Raw genomic sequence first — 13,239 nt, forward strand, 5'->3', positions numbered from 1 at the left:
AAATACTTAGCAAAAACTTATAAAAGGATCAATCAGAAATAGTTGCTCCGTGAACTAAAAAAGAAACCCATAAGATTAAAGGCTTTGAAAAAGTTAATTCATCTCAAGGGTTTCTTTTTAAGTATTTAGATTTTTGTTTTTTTATACAACAAATAAAGGCATCAGATTTGAGGCTTCACTTTTTCTTTAAGCTGCTACTTCCAAGTAAAAAACCCTTGACAAAAATAATTAAATTGAATACAATTTAATAAAGAACAATTTAATTTAAGGAGAATAAAATGAAATTTTATGATATAACAGTAAAAGATTCAAAAGGTAATGACGTGAGTCTTTCGGAATACAAGGACAAGGTATTATTAATAGTTAACACGGCAACAGGTTGTGGATTTACCCCGCAATATAATGGGTTACAGGAACTATATGAAAAGTACAAGGATAAAGGTTTTGAAATTCTTGATTTTCCGTGTAATCAATTTGGAAATCAGGCTCCGGGTACTAATGAAGAAATCAATAATTTCTGCACACTTCATTATAATATAACTTTCAAACAATTTGATAAAATCAATGTGAACGGAGATAATGAAAGTAAGCTTTATTCCTGGCTTAAATCTCAGAAAGGTGGATTGGGCAGTTCTAATATCAAATGGAATTTTACGAAATTTCTCATTAACAGAAATGGCGAGGTTGTAGAACGTTATGGATCTGCAAAGACTCCTGCTTCTATTGAGAGTGCCATAGTAAAACTATTGGAGGAATAATGAATTACGATATACTTAAGCTTGAAAATCAGCTTTGCTTTCCCATTTATGCCTGTTCCAGAGAGATTGTGAAAAAATACAAACCATTTTTGAACGAAATTGGTTTGACTTATACACAGTATATTGTAATGTTGGTACTTTGGGAAAAAAAGAGCATGAATGTTAAAAGTCTGGGAGAATATCTGTATCTTGATTCAGGTACGCTTACCCCTCTTCTTAAGAAACTGGAATCGGTAGGTTTAGTGTCAAGGACGAGATTAGCTGAGGATGAGCGTAACTTAATTGTAACTATTACAGATAAGGGAGAAAGATTGAAAGACAAGGCGGTTAATATTCCGCTGAAGCTTGCATCCTGTATAAATCTTTCTGTCGAGGAAGCAAAAATATTGTACAACCTGCTATATAAAATTTTAGATGAATCAAAGGAGATTGAATTATGAATACAGCTATTCGATATTACAGTAAGACGGGGAATACCAAGAAACTTGCAGATGCAATCAGTGAAGTGACCGGTGCGGAAGCACAAACAGTGGATGTACCCCTTAATGACGAAGTTGACATTCTATTTTTAGGAAGCTCAGTATATGCTGCCGGCGTGGATGAAAAGGTTAAGAAATTTATTCAGTCACTGAACAGCAGAAAAGTAAAAAAGGTAATTAATTTCAGCACCGCTGCCATTTTGACTTCAACATATTCTCAGGTGTCAAAGCTGCTTTCTGAAAAGAACATACTCGCTGACAGTCGTGAATTTCATTGTCGCGGAAGTTTTAAGGTAATGCACAAGAATAGACCTAATGGTGAAGATATAAGTGAATTGAAAAGTTTTGTAAAAGAAGTAATGAAATCAGAATAGGTATTAAAATATTTTCGTTAGATTAAGATTAAAACATATCCGATTGGGATTACCTAATCGGATATGTTTTTAAATCTATATGTTGTTTTACTATAATACTCTCCCTCGGGTTTTAATATATTATCCGGCAGGAAGTCTTGATTTAATGCATCTGGATACCATTGAGTTTCTAAACATACCCCTTGATAGTTAAAGGTTTTCTCCCCATTGGACAGCAACAAATCTTTTTCTAACTTATTACTGCAATATAGTACTACAACCGGTTCTGTAGTTTCAACGCTTAGAGATATTCCCGATTTTTTCGAGTACAATTCAATGCGCTTTTCTCCATTCAATATAAATGGATGGTCATATCCTTTTGTATATTTGAAAGTCTCAAGGGACAAATCCATGTCGGATTTTATCATCTTTGCATTTCTAAAATCAAAAGGAGTGTTTTCAACACTAACTACTTTAACGGGAATACTTTTTTCATCTAATTTTAAATAGCTGTCTGCATCTATTTTTAAGAAGTGTTCTAATATATCCTCATTCAAATCGTCATTTAAATTAAAATAGCTATGATTAGTGAGGGTAATCGGAGTAGGCTTATCGGTTCTTGCGAAGTATTCTATTGAAAGTGAATCATCATCATATACTGTATATTGCACAAATACTGTAACCTCTCCGGGAAAACCCGACTCTAAATTAGGACTTATATATTTTAAGGTAACGCTTACGGAATTGTCCGAAATTTTACTTTCTTCAAATTCCCATGCTTTAAATGCAAATCCTTCCTGCCCGCCGTGTAAGCAAGTAGTCCCTTCATTTTGATTTAGCTTATAATCCACCCCGTCAATCCTTATTAGTCTGCTTGAAATCCTACCGGCAACCCTTCCTACTATAGCTCCAAAATACGTTCTTAAATTTATATAATCATCAACGTTATTGAAACCCAAAACTCGATTTTTGCCTTTATAATTAATTTCCCTGATTGTTCCGCCTAAGGATAGGATTTTAACGATTAAATTTTTGTCGTTGTCTAAAATATATTCTCTTATTGGATAGTTTTTATATTTCCCAAAGTAAGTCTCTCTATAATCCATAATACTCCTCCCCCAATATGACTATGACGATAAAGGCACTTATCCTATTGCCCATAATAAGCGTTCTTACCATGCTTCCGCAAATAATGGGTATCCAAAAGATTCTGATCCATCCTTTTCAGCACGCCTCTACTTAGATGTTCACTTCCATATGCTATATGTGCCAATTCTTCCAAAATTAACGCATTATTGACAGCTTCTATTGAATCTTTTCCCCACGAAAATGGACCATGTGATTTTACCAATACTGACGGTATAGAGTCAGGATCTATGCTTTGAAAGGTTTCTACTATTACCTTTCCCGTCTCCTTCTCATAATCTAATTCTATCTCACCCTCTGTCAAATTTCTAGTGCAAGGTATCATACCATAAAAATAATCTGCATGAGTAGTCCCATAGGCTTCTATTCCCCTGCCCGCTTGGGCCCACATTGTTGCCCATTTGGAATGAGTATGGACAATTCCGCCAATATTTTTAAAGTTTTTATATAATTCAAGATGAGTGGGGGTATCAGAGGAGGGCTTCAAGTCCCCCTCTATTTTATTGCCATCAAGGTCTACAACAACCATATCCCCTACCTTCAGCCTTTCATATGGAACTCCGGAGGGTTTGATTACCACTAATCCCTTCTCTCTATCTATACCTGATGCATTTCCCCAAGTTAAGATAATCAGTTCCTTCTCCTTTAGCATCATATTTGCTTTATACACTTTTTGTTTCAATTCTTCTAACATAGATATTCACCTTACTTAAACTTCCAAAGAATGTCGTTATAGGCTAATTCCTTTTTTAGGTCCACGATATTTGTATCTTTGTTGATATGAATAAACTCAATTCCCGCCATTTCAGCGAAATCTCTCATATGGTCGGCTGTCAAAGCATAACTCATAACTGTATGATGTGCTCCTCCTGATAATATCCATGCCTCTGCTGCTGTTTGTAAATCCGGCAATGGTTTCCACATCACTCTTGCCACAGGTAGGTTTGGCATGTCTTTTAAAGGTTTTACTGCTACTGCATCATTTACAATAAGTCTCATTCTCCCGCCTAAATCAACCAATGATGCAAGTATTACATCGCCTTCTTTGCCATCGAAGACCATGCGAGCAGGGGCATTCTTTCCTCCTATATCCAAATCATGGACTTCTATGGTTGGTACATCATCAGCTATTGTTGGATCAACTTCCAACATATGAGCTCCTAATATTAGCTCGTTGTTTTTTTCTAGATGATAAGTGTAGTCTTCCATAAAGCTGGTGCCGCCTTCTAAACCTGATGCCATTATTTTCATAATATGCCCTAAAGCTGCTGTTTTCCAATCCCCTTCAGCGCCAAAGCCAAAACCATCTTCCATCAATCTTTGTACTGCAAGACCGGGTAATTGCTCCAGTCCGTATAAATCTTCAAATGTTGTAGTAAATGCACTAAATTTACCATCCTCCAAAAACTTCCTCATTCCCAACTCTAATCTAGCTTGATATTTTATAGGTCCTATATTATCTGTAGAAATCTTATACTTCTCCCTATATACCTCAAATAATTCATCGACTTTCTTATCCTCTATATTTTCAATATATTTCACTAAATCTCCCATGGGATAATAATTTATAGACCAGCCAAGTTTGATTTGAGCTTCAACCTTATCTCCTTCAGTGACTGCAACCTCACGCATATTGTCTCCGAACCTAGCTACATTTAGAGTCTTAGATTCCATAACAGATATTGCAGACCTCATCCAGTTCCCTATTTTGATTTGAAAATCTTTATCTTCCCAATATCCAACCACTACTTTCCTAGGTAATCTTAAGCGAGAGCCAATAAATCCATGCTCCCTGTCTCCATGAGCGGATTGGTTCAAATTCATAAAGTCCATATCTATCTCATCCCAAGGTATTTCCCTGTTGAATTGTGTATTCATATGAAGATATGGCTTGTTCAATCGAGTAAATCCTCTTATCCACATCTTTGAAGGCGAAAATGTATGCATCCATGTCATTATCCCGGCACAATTCTCATCGTAATTTGCTTCATCCATTATTTTAACAATCTCATCAGATGTGGTGGCAACAGTTGCGAATTTTACCTTCCAAGGAATAAAAGGTGATTTATCCAACTCTCCGGCGATGATTTCACCATGCTTTTTTACTTTCTTTAGCACTTCTTCTCCGTACAAGTGTTGACTACCTACTATAAGCCAAAATTCCCTCATAGTCCCCCTCCTCTTTAATAGACTTCTTTATATTTTTTAATCTTTTCATTACATCATTTTCTCCACGTCCGAAATAATCATGTAGTATTCTATATTCTTTAAATAATTCATCATATATTTTAGCGTTTTCTTCATTGGGTTTATAGTATCTATCATTAACCTTCCCCATTATCTTGGAAGCTTCAACTACATTATCAAAACCACCCTTTTCCCTTCCCGCAGCAACTGCGGCAAATATAGCAGACCCTAATGCAGGACCCTGCTCAGTCCCTGCTATATAAATTGGCATATTCAGCACATCTGCATATATCTGCATTATAAATGAATTCTTTTGAGGTATACCCCCTGAAGCGTAGAATTCATTTACCGAGACTTTATTTTCTCTAAAGGTTTCTATTATCATTCGCGTTCCATAAGCTGTTGCCTCAACTAAAGCCCGATATATTTCTTCTGGTTTTGTTTGTAAATCCATACCTATTATAAGCCCTGTCAAATCCACATCTACTAAAACCGATCTATTGCCATTCCACCAATCAAGGGCAATCAAGCCGCTTTCTCCCGGCTTTAGGGCTTCTGCTTTATTGGCTAAATATTGATGTATATTAAGTCCTTCTTCCTTTGCTCTTTGCATATAGTTTTCGGGAACTTGGGTTTCAGCAAACCATGCAAAATGATCTCCCACACAGGATTGACCTGCTTCATATCCATAATATCCGGGTATAATTCCATCTTCTACTACTCCACACATGCCCGATACTTCCCTTTCTTCTTCTCCCAGCAGCATATGACAGGTAGAAGTACCTATGATTGCTAGCATCTTTCCGGGTTCGTAAATTTTTACAGCCGGCACACATACATGAGCATCAACATTTGCAACTGCAACTGCAGTCCCGATATTTAAACCTGTTAATTTAGATGCATATTCAGTTATTTCTCCCGCTTTTTCTCCTATGGAGACTATATCCCTAGAAAGCTTTTCATCTACTACGTTTTCTAATCTCGAATCCAACTCTTTAAAGAATTTATTGTCCGGATACCCGTCTTTTTTATGCCATATTGCCTTATATCCTGCAGTACAAGAGTTTCTTGTTTCTTTCCCTGTTAATTGCCAAATAACCCAATCGCTAGCCTCAATAAATCTATCCATTTCTTCATATATTTCCTGGTCTTCCTTTAATATCTGCCATAGCTTTGGGAAAAGCCACTCTGAGGATATCTTCCCTCCATATCTAGATAGCCACTTTTCACCCATTTTTTCCGCCTTTTCGTTGAGTTCATTGGCCAAATACTGTGCTGCATGATGCTTCCAAAGCTTCACATATGCGTGTTCTCTGTCTCTATATTTATCTATAAAACACATGGGTGTACCGTCCTTCTTTACAGGAAGAACAGTGCATGCAGTAAAATCTATTCCTATACCTATCACATCATCCGGACTTATATTAGTCTTTCTAAGTATATCTGGGATTGTATTACTCAATACATCTAAATAATCCTGTGGATGCTGCAATGCCCAATCAGGGGGTAATGGCTTGCCTGAAGGCAATTTCTTGTCCATTACTTGATGAGGATATTCATGCACGCTGGAATCAACTTCTTCGCCAGTAGATAGATTGACAATTACAGCTCTGCCTGATAATGTGCCAAAATCAACACCTATTGTATACTTAGTCAATTGAATCACCTCTTTTAATTTTTAACCTTGGACTTTGTATAAGCATCAAAGGCTACCGCAATAAGCAATACAAGCCCCTTTATTGCCTGTTGCCAGTCAATCCCTATTCCTAGAATCGACATACCATTGTTTAATACTCCCATTACAAGTCCACCTATTATAGCCCCAATAATAGTACCTATACCTCCAGATGCTGAAGCTCCCCCTATATAGCATGCTGCTATGGCATCTAGCTCAAAACCTTGTCCTGCCCTTGGCATTGCTGCATTCAATCTCCCTGAAAAAACTATACCTGCCAATGCGGTCAACAACCCCATATTTACATAAACCCAGAACAATACCTTGTCTGTTTTTATCCCTGATAATCTTGCTGCCTTTTCATTGCCTCCAATGGCATATATATATCTGCCGACAACTGTTTTATTGGCTATAAAGCTATATATTAATACTAGGAAAAATAGTAAAACCAATACATTGGGGATTCCTTTATAAACAGCTAAACTATAAGTAGTAAGATTGATAGCTATAATTATTAAAATAATCTTTGCTATCACCAATCGGTTGGGAGTTACCCTGAAGCCATATTTTATTTTATTGCTTCTATCTTTGTATTCATAAAAAATATACGCTATTGAAAACACTATACCAACTAAAATAGTTGTGATATGAAGGTTCTGTCCATTAAAGATATCTTTAATAAAACCTGAACTTAAAACTTGATATGATTTTTCGAAAGGAGCCAAGGTTTGCCCTTTTAATATAACCAAAGTTAAACCCCTAAATAACAGCATACCTGATAGGGTTACAATAAATGCCGGTATTTTTACAAAGGCAATCCAAAACCCATGCCATGCGCCTACCAATGCTCCTATTAACAAGGATATAAAGATAACAGGTACAACTGACATATTGTGTTTAATCATTAAATTTGCAGCAACAGCACCTATTAAAGCAACTACCGAGCCTACAGATAGATCTACATTTCCGGTTATAATGACTAGCAACATACCTATAGCCATAATAAGTATGTAGCTGTTTTGCAATATCAGATTTGTAATATTAAGAGGTTTCAACAGTATTCCTTTGGTTAAAATTTCAAAGAAAATCATTATAGCTACTAACGCTATCAACATCGTATATTTTCTAATGTTGCTTTTTAATGTATCCTTTATTGAATATTTAGTTTTTTCCATATTCAACTTGTCCTCCTTTTATATCCCTCATTATACAGGTCATAACATTTTCGGCTGTTTGCATATCCCCACTAAGCTCTCCTACTATCCTGCCTTGATTCATGACATAAATTCTGTCGCACATTTTTAATAACTCCGGCAGTTCAGAAGAAATCATTAAAATAGACTTTCCTTCCTCTGCTAATCTATTGATTATGGTATAGATTTCTCTTTTGGCTCCTACATCTATTCCTCTTGTAGGTTCATCCAGAATCAACAGACTGGGATCTGAAAATATCCACCTGCTCAAAACTACTTTTTGTTGATTGCCTCCGCTCAAATCTTCAGTATTTTGCAATATATCTTTAGCTCTTATATTAAAATCGTTCTTGTATTTTTCTGACGCCTTAATTTCTTCATTTTTATTGATTATCGCATTTTTACTTATTTTCTTAAAATTGGATAGACTTATATTGTTTTTTACGCTATCAATCAGTATCAACCCATAAGTTTTTCTATCTTCCGTTACATAGGCAATTCCATTTTCAATTGCCTTATCCACAGATTTTATATCTGCCTTTTTATTATCTATAAAAATATCACCGGATAATTTCTTTCCGAATGATTCGCCAAATATGCTCATAGCAAGCTCAGTCCTTCCGGCGCCCATAAGCCCGGCTATACCTACTACTTCGCCTTTTCTGATTTGAAGACCTACATCATCTATAATTTTCCTATTTTGATCCAAAGCATCCGCCACAGTCCAATTTTTAATTTCAAAAAATACATTTCCGATATTTGCATACCTAGTTGGGTAATAATCTCCTATGTCCCTTCCCACCATCGCCTTTATGATTTTTTCTTCTTTCAAATTTTCATCATTTATTAGCGTTTCAACTGTTGAGCCGTCCCTTAATATAGTTATTCTGTCAGCTACTTTTAGAACTTCCTTCAGTTTATGAGATATAAGTATTGAAGTTATGCCATTTTTTTTAAACTCCAAGAGCAAATTAAGCAGCTTATGACTATCCTCTTCATTTAATGCTGCTGTAGGTTCATCAAGAATCAATAATTTGACGCTTTTGGTAAGCGCCTTTGCAATTTCAATAAGTTGCTGTTTTCCAATACCTAATGTATTGACAATAGAATTTGGATCTTCATCTAAACCGATTTTTTCAAATAGTCTCTTAGCTTCTACCGTGGTCTTTCCCCAATCGATAATGCCGTTTTTGGATTGCTCATTTCCCAAAAAAACATTCTCAGCACAGGTTAGATAGGGACTCAATGTCAATTCTTGGTGAATTATAACTATTCCTATATCCTCACTTTGCCTTATATCTGTAAATTTACATTCTTTACCCTCATATAAAATTTTACCTTTATAAGTACCATAAGGATATACACCACCAAGTACATTTATCAAAGTAGATTTCCCTGCGCCATTTTCTCCTACCAGAGCATGTATTTCGCCTTGTTGTACCTCAAAATTTACATTATCCAATGCCTTTATTCCATAAAATTCTTTAGTGATATTGAGCATTTTCAATATATAATCTGACATTCAACCACCTCTTTCATTTTGAAAATTTGGCGATAGCCATAGGCTATCACCAAAAAATTTTATAACGAATAGGAAAGTCCCTACAATTCTGATAATTTATTTTTATGGGACTGTTTTGACCTTAATGAGTTTCAAGAAAAGCTTCCTTAATGCATTTTTTAGATGCTTTTCTTATAAACCTAAATCTTCATTTGTATAGTAGCCTGAATCTATTAGAACTTCTTTATAGTTATTGATATCAACAGATATAGGTTTTAGCAGATATGAAGGTACAACTTTTACTCCGTTATCATAGGTTTCAGTATCATTGATTGAAGGGTCCTTGTCTGTCAGTACTGCTTCGCACATTTCAACAGCTACCTTGGCTAGTTCTCTGGTATCTTTAAATATGGTTTGTGTTTGCTCTCCGGCAATTATTGATTTAACTCCCGGTACATCCGCATCTTGACCTGTAATTATTGGAAGAGGTAAATCTTCGGAGCCATATCCTACACCTTTAAGAGATGAAATAACACCCAAGGTAATCGGATCATATGGTGATAAAACTACATCAACTTTTGCATCAGTGTAGTAGGCTGTAAGTATATTATCCATACGTGCTTGAGCTGTTGCAGCATCCCATCTTAGGGTTGAAACTTTGTCCATTCCCATCTGTCCGCTTCTTACAACCAATTGTCCCTCGTCTATATATGGCTGCAGGATTGACATAGCGCCATCATAGAAAAAGTATGCATTGTTATCATCTGGTGAACCACCAAACAATTCAATATTGAATGGTCCTTTACCCTCTTTTAAGCCCATTTTTTCTTCAATATAGCTTGCTTGCTCTACACCGACTTGGAAATTGTCAAAGGTCGCATAATAGCTTACGTGTTCACTATTCATTAAAAGTCTGTCATATGCTATAACCGGGATGTTTTCATCGGCAGCTTTTGACAATACGTCGGTTAGCGCTTCTCCGTCAATAGAAGCTATTACCAAGACATCCACACCTTTGGTTATCATGTTTTCAACCTGTAATACTTGGTTCTCAACTACGTCTTCACCAAATTGAAGGTCAACTTTGTATCCCTTAGACTCTAGTAATTCCTTCATTCCATTTCCGTCATTGATCCACCTTTGTGCTGATTGAGTAGGCATTGCTATACCAATAGTCTTACCTGCTCCTGTTGATTCTTGCCCGCTAGTAGCTGGAGTTGAATCACCGTTACTACCGCCATTTCCGCCACTAGATGGAGCTTCGCCTCCGCCACCACAAGCTACTAATGATAATGTCAGTGCTAATACTAATAAAAGAACTAGTATTTTTTTCATGACTTTTTTTGCCCCCTTAAAATTTATTTTTATTATGAACTCTAATTACTTAATCATATGACATCGTTTTCATATCTAATAAGCAATTAGGTACAATAAACATAACTATTTCGATTCTGGGTTTCAATCATTTACTTCTTGTTTCGAATTGTATCATATGCTTATGATTTAGTCAATATATTATGTTGTTTTCTTTTTATTGCTTTCTTTTGATTGTCAATCTCAACTTATCTATGTCTTGATTTTTGTATTATATATAGTGTATAATACATATACAAATGCTTGACAATACTTTAAGAAATGGTGATAATTTAATGTTTGCAATAGAAAGAATAAGAATCATAAAGAACTATTTATACACAAAAAAGAAAGCATCCGTAAACGAATTAAGCCAGATGTTAAACGTTTCGGAAGTTACGATTAGAAAAGACCTAGAAAAACTAGAAGAAGAGGGATTTCTAATAAGAACTCACGGTGGCGCTGTCTTAAAAAAACAAGAAAAGCCAAAAAATACTTTTAGCGATTATAATGGGATTGCAATTTCTGATTCCCAATTTGGAGTTCTTTATGATGAAATAGCCAATATAGCCATACATATCATTGAAAACGGCGATGTTATTATGCTAACTAACGGTATAATAAATTATCACATAGCTAAAAAACTAAAAGAAAAAAAGAATATTACCGTATTAACAAATGATCTCTTAATCTCTATTGAGGCTTCTTCAAGTTCTTCAAATAAAGCCGTTCTTTTAGGCGGCGATGTGGATTTTGATACTAAAGTTACATATGGTGCTCTGACTGTTTTAAATATTCAAAAGTTCTTCGTTAACAAATTATTTATAGAAGTTGACGGTATTGATGCTGAAACCGGTATAAGCGTATCAAATATGGACAAAGCAAACTTGATCAATAGTATACTGCCTAATTCACGAGAAAAAATAGTTTTATGTTTAGCTTCCAATTTTAATAAAACCGCATTTTATAATATTAGCAATATAAATATAGCAGATAAAATCGTCACTAATCCTAATATTGATGATTACTATAAAAAATTATTGTCCAACAACGGGATACAACTTTATACTTCAATCAATGCCGTTGAAGGGGGAAGTCATTTATGAATGTTCCTATTCTCTCATTGATTAACATCAATAAAAGAATATCCAGTAAATTCAAATTATCTAATATAAATATGGACTTTTATCCCGGGGAAGTATGTGGAATCATCGGGGAAAACGGCTCTGGAAAATCCAGCCTAATGAAGATAATAAGCGGGATTTATAAACCGGATTCAGGTATTATTGAATTTGAAAGTAATCACGTAGAATTTCCGAATGTATTTGAAAGCAAAAAGAAAGGCATATACTATGTACCTCAAGAGATTAACCTATTTGATAATCTAACCGTTGCCGAGAATATCTTTATCGATGTTAAATCCCATCTTTATGCCCCTTATGATATCGTGAAAATGAACAATATTTATCATTTAACCGAGGAAATATTTAATGAATTAAACGTAGATATTGATCCGTTCATGTATGTTAAAGATATGGAATTATCAAAAAAACAAATTCTATCATTTGTAAAAGCATATATTTCAGACGCTAAATTTATAATTTTTGATGAGCCTGCCTCTACATTAACGGATTTGGAAAACGATATTCTCTTTGATATAATCAATAAATTGAAAGCAAATAATTGCTCAATTGTGCTGATTTCCCATAAAATTGATCGTATCAAAAAAATCAGCGACAAAATTGCTGTATTGAAAAATGGCTCCATAATAAAAAAGGGGGAGAGCAAGGATTACAGCAGTGAGAAGATAATACAAGTCCTTTCCGAATCAAAAAATCCTATCAAATATCCTAAATTATATTTCGAAAACGATGATGTAATCTTATCAGTAGAAAATCTAAATTATAAAAATATACTAAAAAGTATCAATTTTAAACTGCAAAAACAAGAGATAATTGGCATCATAGGAAATTCCAATTCAAGAAAAGATACATTGATTTCCATATTGTTTGGGTTGATAAAACCTGATTCAGGTAAAATATTTTTAGATGGAGAAAAGATTGAAATCAATCACCCCAGCGATGCGATGCTTAAAGGCATAACTTTGGTTCCTGAAGATAAAATCGAATTTGCTATTTTCAATAACTTTAATCTAATTAACAATTTATCCATATCTTCTTTAAAGAGGTTTTCTAAAAATCAAATTTTAGATAATTATATAATGGAAAATGTAGCGGAGAATTATATATACAAATTGAGGATAACACCGGGAAATCCTGAGGATAAAATTATCTATTACAGTGGAGGAAATCAGCAAAAAGTGACCTTTGCCAAGAGCATCATGCAGCTTGCAAAGATTTATTTGTTGGACGAGCCTACCAGAGGAATTGATGTAGTTTCAAAAAATGATGTTTATAACATAATAAACAATCTTCTTATCAGTGGTTCTTCCGTAATTCTCTTTTCAACAGATTTTGATGAGATATTGGGAATGTGTGATAGAATTTTAGTTCTTTCCGATGGAGAAATAGTAGCTTTACTGGATGCCCATGATACAAACAAAGAAGAATTAATATATTATTTAACTTTGTAAA

At 34.7% G+C, this 13,239-nt stretch carries 12 protein-coding genes; 5 read left to right on the forward strand and 7 right to left on the reverse strand.

All coding sequences use genetic code 11. The features are described from left to right. Positions 1-278 precede the first annotated feature (278 nt). Genes H8707_RS12265 through H8707_RS12275 form a run of 3 tightly spaced genes read left to right on the forward strand, consistent with a single transcriptional unit; the run spans position 279 to position 1,611 of the window. Complete coding sequence (locus H8707_RS12265) at positions 279-758, forward strand: glutathione peroxidase (RefSeq protein ID WP_262430430.1); 480 nt, start codon at positions 279-281, stop codon at positions 756-758. Continuing rightward, a complete protein-coding gene (locus tag H8707_RS12270; protein ID WP_262430431.1) occupies positions 758-1,198 on the forward strand; it encodes a MarR family winged helix-turn-helix transcriptional regulator in 441 nt (146 codons plus the stop codon). The genes H8707_RS12265 and H8707_RS12270 overlap by 1 nt, the downstream gene beginning before the upstream one ends. Continuing rightward, positions 1,195-1,611, forward strand: a complete 417-nt coding sequence (locus H8707_RS12275) for a flavodoxin family protein (RefSeq protein ID WP_262430432.1) — start codon at positions 1,195-1,197, stop codon at positions 1,609-1,611. Before H8707_RS12270 ends, H8707_RS12275 begins: the two co-directional genes overlap by 4 nt. A gap of 53 nt (positions 1,612-1,664) precedes the next feature. Here H8707_RS12275 and H8707_RS12280 read toward each other — a convergent pair whose 3' ends face one another. The 7 genes from H8707_RS12280 to chvE all read right to left on the reverse strand — a co-directional run bounded on the left by H8707_RS12280 (position 1,665) and on the right by chvE (position 10,627). Beyond that, positions 1,665-2,696, reverse strand: coding sequence for an aldose epimerase family protein (locus H8707_RS12280; protein WP_262430433.1), 1,032 nt, complete (start codon positions 2,694-2,696; stop codon positions 1,665-1,667). A gap of 44 nt (positions 2,697-2,740) precedes the next feature. Continuing rightward, complete coding sequence (locus tag H8707_RS12285; RefSeq protein WP_262430434.1) at positions 2,741-3,430, reverse strand: L-ribulose-5-phosphate 4-epimerase; 690 nt, start codon at positions 3,428-3,430, stop codon at positions 2,741-2,743. An 11-nt stretch (positions 3,431-3,441) separates the two neighbouring features. Then, complete coding sequence (gene araA, locus H8707_RS12290; protein ID WP_262430435.1) at positions 3,442-4,905, reverse strand: L-arabinose isomerase; 1,464 nt, start codon at positions 4,903-4,905, stop codon at positions 3,442-3,444. Then, the gene (locus H8707_RS12295; protein WP_262430436.1) at positions 4,877-6,580 is read right to left on the reverse strand and encodes a ribulokinase; all 1,704 of its coding nucleotides are present in this window, start codon (positions 6,578-6,580) and stop codon (positions 4,877-4,879) included. The genes araA and H8707_RS12295 overlap by 29 nt, the downstream gene beginning before the upstream one ends. A 14-nt stretch (positions 6,581-6,594) precedes the next feature. Then, a complete protein-coding gene (gene mmsB, locus H8707_RS12300) occupies positions 6,595-7,773 on the reverse strand; it encodes a multiple monosaccharide ABC transporter permease (protein ID WP_262430437.1) in 1,179 nt (392 codons plus the stop codon). Then, positions 7,760-9,313 (reverse strand): sugar ABC transporter ATP-binding protein, encoded by a 1,554-nt coding sequence (locus H8707_RS12305; protein ID WP_262430438.1) that lies wholly within the window; start codon positions 9,311-9,313, stop codon positions 7,760-7,762. The genes mmsB and H8707_RS12305 overlap by 14 nt, the downstream gene beginning before the upstream one ends. 171 nt (positions 9,314-9,484) lie before the next feature. Then, positions 9,485-10,627, reverse strand: a complete 1,143-nt coding sequence (chvE, locus tag H8707_RS12310; protein ID WP_316699677.1) for a multiple monosaccharide ABC transporter substrate-binding protein — start codon at positions 10,625-10,627, stop codon at positions 9,485-9,487. Positions 10,628-10,905: 278 nt separating this feature from the next. Here chvE and H8707_RS12315 point away from each other — a divergent pair, with 278 nt between their 5' ends. Then, entirely contained in the window at positions 10,906-11,751 is an 846-nt protein-coding gene (locus tag H8707_RS12315; protein WP_262430439.1) for a DeoR/GlpR family DNA-binding transcription regulator, read from the forward strand. Beyond that, complete coding sequence (locus H8707_RS12320) at positions 11,748-13,238, forward strand: sugar ABC transporter ATP-binding protein (RefSeq protein WP_262430440.1); 1,491 nt, start codon at positions 11,748-11,750, stop codon at positions 13,236-13,238. Before H8707_RS12315 ends, H8707_RS12320 begins: the two co-directional genes overlap by 4 nt. Position 13,239: the final 1 nt, after the last annotated feature.

This window comes from Paratissierella segnis (assembly GCF_014385195.1).
GTDB lineage: Bacteria > Bacillota > Clostridia > Tissierellales > Tissierellaceae > Paratissierella > Paratissierella segnis.

What these genes read in the sequence shown, in the direction of transcription:
- H8707_RS12265 (WP_262430430.1), top strand. Translation starts at nt 279, where the DNA reads ATGAAATTTTATGATATAACAGTAAAAGATTCAAAAGGTAATGACGTG.
- H8707_RS12270 (WP_262430431.1), top strand. Translation starts at nt 758, where the DNA reads ATGAATTACGATATACTTAAGCTTGAAAATCAGCTTTGCTTTCCCATT.
- H8707_RS12275 (WP_262430432.1), top strand. Translation starts at nt 1,195, where the DNA reads ATGAATACAGCTATTCGATATTACAGTAAGACGGGGAATACCAAGAAA.
- H8707_RS12280 (WP_262430433.1), bottom strand. Translation starts at nt 2,696, where the DNA reads ATGGATTATAGAGAGACTTACTTTGGGAAATATAAAAACTATCCAATA.
- H8707_RS12285 (WP_262430434.1), bottom strand. Translation starts at nt 3,430, where the DNA reads ATGTTAGAAGAATTGAAACAAAAAGTGTATAAAGCAAATATGATGCTA.
- araA (WP_262430435.1), bottom strand. Translation starts at nt 4,905, where the DNA reads ATGAGGGAATTTTGGCTTATAGTAGGTAGTCAACACTTGTACGGAGAA.
- mmsB (WP_262430437.1), bottom strand. Translation starts at nt 7,773, where the DNA reads ATGGAAAAAACTAAATATTCAATAAAGGATACATTAAAAAGCAACATT.
- H8707_RS12305 (WP_262430438.1), bottom strand. Translation starts at nt 9,313, where the DNA reads ATGTCAGATTATATATTGAAAATGCTCAATATCACTAAAGAATTTTAT.
- chvE (WP_316699677.1), bottom strand. Translation starts at nt 10,627, where the DNA reads ATGAAAAAAATACTAGTTCTTTTATTAGTATTAGCACTGACATTATCA.
- H8707_RS12315 (WP_262430439.1), top strand. Translation starts at nt 10,906, where the DNA reads ATGCTTGACAATACTTTAAGAAATGGTGATAATTTAATGTTTGCAATA.
- H8707_RS12320 (WP_262430440.1), top strand. Translation starts at nt 11,748, where the DNA reads ATGAATGTTCCTATTCTCTCATTGATTAACATCAATAAAAGAATATCC.